At 61.7% G+C, this 3114-nt stretch carries 4 protein-coding genes; 2 read left to right on the plus strand and 2 right to left on the minus strand.

Features of this window, described 5'->3' with window-relative positions; all coding sequences use genetic code 11:
- Window positions 1-264 precede the first annotated feature (264 nt).
- Window positions 265-831 carry a nucleoside 2-deoxyribosyltransferase gene (locus tag IHE39_RS30365; RefSeq protein ID WP_192569163.1) on the plus strand — a complete coding sequence of 189 codons (567 nt, stop codon included), beginning with the start codon at window positions 265-267 and terminating at the stop codon, window positions 829-831.
- A gap of 27 nt (window positions 832-858) precedes the next feature.
- A complete protein-coding gene (rbsK, locus tag IHE39_RS30370) occupies window positions 859-1791 on the plus strand; it encodes a ribokinase (protein ID WP_192569164.1) in 933 nt (310 codons plus the stop codon).
- A gap of 21 nt (window positions 1792-1812) precedes the next feature.
- On the opposite strand, the gene fsa is transcribed toward rbsK, so the two are convergent.
- Both fsa and IHE39_RS30380 read right to left on the minus strand, forming a co-directional pair.
- Window positions 1813-2466, minus strand: coding sequence for a fructose-6-phosphate aldolase (gene fsa / locus IHE39_RS30375; protein ID WP_184768050.1), 654 nt, complete (start codon window positions 2464-2466; stop codon window positions 1813-1815).
- Window positions 2467-2518: 52 nt separating this feature from the next.
- Window positions 2519-3114: TIGR02186 family protein (locus IHE39_RS30380; RefSeq protein WP_192569165.1), on the minus strand; the 596-nt coding region annotated here is incomplete at its 5' end.

The following is a 3114-nucleotide window of genomic DNA, read 5'->3' on the forward strand; positions in this document are numbered from 1 at the left end:
CCGACATCTGCGCCAGGGCCGAAGCTGAATCGACAGGCAATCTCAAACGCGTCTGGACCGGCCACGGCCGCAGCCTCGACTGGCCAACCGCCCAAGGCGAAGCCTTCCTCCGCCGCGCCGTGGAAGTGAAGAACGTCTGGGTGCCATACGGCGACTGAGGGATTAGGGGAGTAAGGGAGTAGGGCAGTAGAAAAGCATACTGCCTTACTGCCCTATTCTCCTACTGCCGTACACCGTGACCGCCTCTGCAGGAGAACGAGTTGAATGAAAGTCTATCTGGCCGGCCCCGAAGTCTTCCTGCCCAACGCGCGGGAGGTTCTTGACCGCAAGATCGCTCTGACCCGACGCTACGGGTTCACCCCCATTTCGCCGGGCGATCTGGAAGTGCCGGCAACTGATACCAAGAGGTCAAAGGGTGTCGCCATCAGTTCGATCAACGAACGCCTGATGATGAGCTCAGACATGATCATCGCCAATCTCACGCCATTCCGGGGTGTCGCTGCCGACGTCGGTACGGCGTTCGAGCTTGGTTTCATGTGCGCGCGCGGCTGCCCGGCCTATGCGTTTTCAAACACGTCCAGCAGTCATTTTGACCGGGTTGCGCGCAGTTACGACGGACACGTGTACACCGACGCGCAGAACAGGCCGCGTGGGCCGGACGGACTGGCGGTGGAAGACTTCGACATGGTGGACAATCTGATGTTGGACGGCGGTATCGAGGCGCGAGGTGGTGCGATCATCACGCGCGAGGTTGAAGCGGCAGAACTCTTTCTCGACCACCAGGCCTTCGAGGAGTGCCTGAATATTGCGGCAACGAGGTTTCTACGCTGAACTCTGGCGGAACTGGGAGTTGGTTTGATGAATCGTGTCGATGTCGTCGTGCTTGGAACCTTCGTGGCCGACCTGGCCTTCAAGGCCGAGCGGCTGCCTGTTGTCGGGGAAACGCTGCTCGGCCAAGGCTTTGCCATTGGCCCTGGCGGAAAGGGGTCGAACCAGGTCATCGCGGCCGCCCGTGCCGGCGCGAGGTCCGCAATGATCACCCGCATCGGCCAGGATTCCTTTGGAGAGATGGCCAGGCAAACCTGGTCCCAGGACGGTGTCGATATCTCCCACGTCCTGGTCGATGAGACCGCTCCCACGGGTGCTGCCTTCATCTTCGTCTCAACCAAGACAGGCGACAACGCCATCATCATCGAAAGCGGTGCCGCAGCCAATCTCAGTGCAACCGATGTCCGTGCCGCAGAACGGCTGATCGCCAAAGCAAACGTCTTCGTCACGCAATTCGAGCAACCCATCGAGGCTGCTATTGAGGGGCTTCGACTGGCCCGCAGTCACGGGGTGACTACCATCCTCAACCCGGCTCCGGCGCTTCCCGTCGAAGACACGATCTATGCCCATTGCGATTATGTCACCCCCAATGAGACGGAAGCGGCGACGCTGACCGGGATCGATACCAGCACGGATGAAGGCGCCTTGCAGGCCGCATCCAGCTTGGTCGAACGCGGCGCGCGCAATGCCTTGATCACGTTGGGCGCCAAGGGTGCGTTGCTGCACGGCGAGGCCGGTACGCATTTCGTGCCGGCTTTCCACGTTGCCGATGTCGTCGACACGACGGGCGCCGGGGATGCGTTCAACGGTGGATTTGCCGTTGCGCTTTCGGAAGGGCAGTCCCCGGTCGACGCCGTCCGTTTCGGTGCTGCGGTCGCCGCACTTTCAGTGCAGAAGGCCGGAACCGCCCCGTCCATGCCCAACCGGACCGAAATCGAGGCGTTCCTGCGCGAGCGGCGATAAGCCGCTCGCGCAGGGGCGTTCCTAGCCGATCTTCTGGCCGGTCTTGGCCCAGTCGGACAGGAACATCTCGAGGCCCTTGTCGGTCAGCGGGTGCTTGACCAGCGCCTTGAGCGTTGCCGGCGGGATGGTGGCGACGTCGGCGCCGATCATCGCGGCGCGCTTGACGTGCTCGGTCGAGCGGATCGAGGCGGCGAGGATCTCGGTGTCGAAGCCATAGTTGTCGTAGATGTGGCGGATCTCGGCGATCAGCTCCATGCCGTCGACACCCATGTCGTCGAGACGGCCGATGAACGGCGAAATGAAAGTAGCACCCGCCTTGGCGGCGAGCAGGGCCTGGTTGGCGGAGAAGCACAAAGTGACATTGACCATACGGCCTTCCGAGGTCAGCGCGCGGCAGGCCTTGAGGCCGTCGAGCGTCAGCGGCACCTTGATGCAGATGTTGTCGGCGATCTTCGACAGCACCGCCGCTTCCTTCATCATCTCGGCATATTCGGTGGCGGCGACTTCCGCCGAAACCGGGCCTTCGACGATGTCGCAGATTTCCTTGGTCACTTCGGCGATGTTGCGACCGGACTTGAGGATCAGCGAGGGATTGGTGGTGACGCCGTCGAGAAGGCCAAGCTCATTGAGTTCGCGGATGTCCTTCACGTCGGCGGTGTCGACGAAAAACTTCATGTCATTTTCCCTTCATGGCTGTTGATTGGCTTCATTGCGGATCGTTGGTCTTTTAGTCCTTCCTGAACACGATCCTCCCGAGCCAACCGGTGAGCATGGCGAGGCCGATGGCGAAGAGGCCGTAGCCGAAGCCGTGGTCGGTGGCGAAGCGGTAGATGGTCTGCTCGAAGCCTGATTTGACGATGGCAAGCTGGGCCGAGGTTTCCTTGATGAAGATGCCGTTGCGAAACAGAAAGGCGCGCGCCTTGTGGGTGCCGACTGGCACGTTGGGAGCAAGGTGCAAGGTGGCGCGAAACAGGCTCTGCGACAGGAACTGCACGCCGCCGATATTGTCGGAGTAAAGCCCGGTCGCCTGCTTGCGGTCACGCAACGCGTCGGTGAATTCCTGGATGGTCAGCGGGCTGTCGCGTTTGTCTTCGGGCTCCATGTAGATGTTGTTGGCGCCGAGCGACAGCTGGCGGTAGTTGTTGGGATCGGTGATGTCCTGCGGCTGGCGGGTGGTTGCCACCGAATACGACATAGGCACGTTGACGAAGGTTTCGGACTGGGTGTTGATCCACATGCCGAGCACGCGGCTCTTGCGCCGTACCACCACCGGCCGGGCCGGGCCCTCGAGCACGACATAGACGTCGTAGCGGCCCTGGCGGT

Origin of the sequence: Aminobacter carboxidus (assembly GCF_014863355.1) — a bacterium.
GTDB classification, from domain to species: Bacteria; Pseudomonadota; Alphaproteobacteria; order Rhizobiales; family Rhizobiaceae; genus Aminobacter; species Aminobacter carboxidus.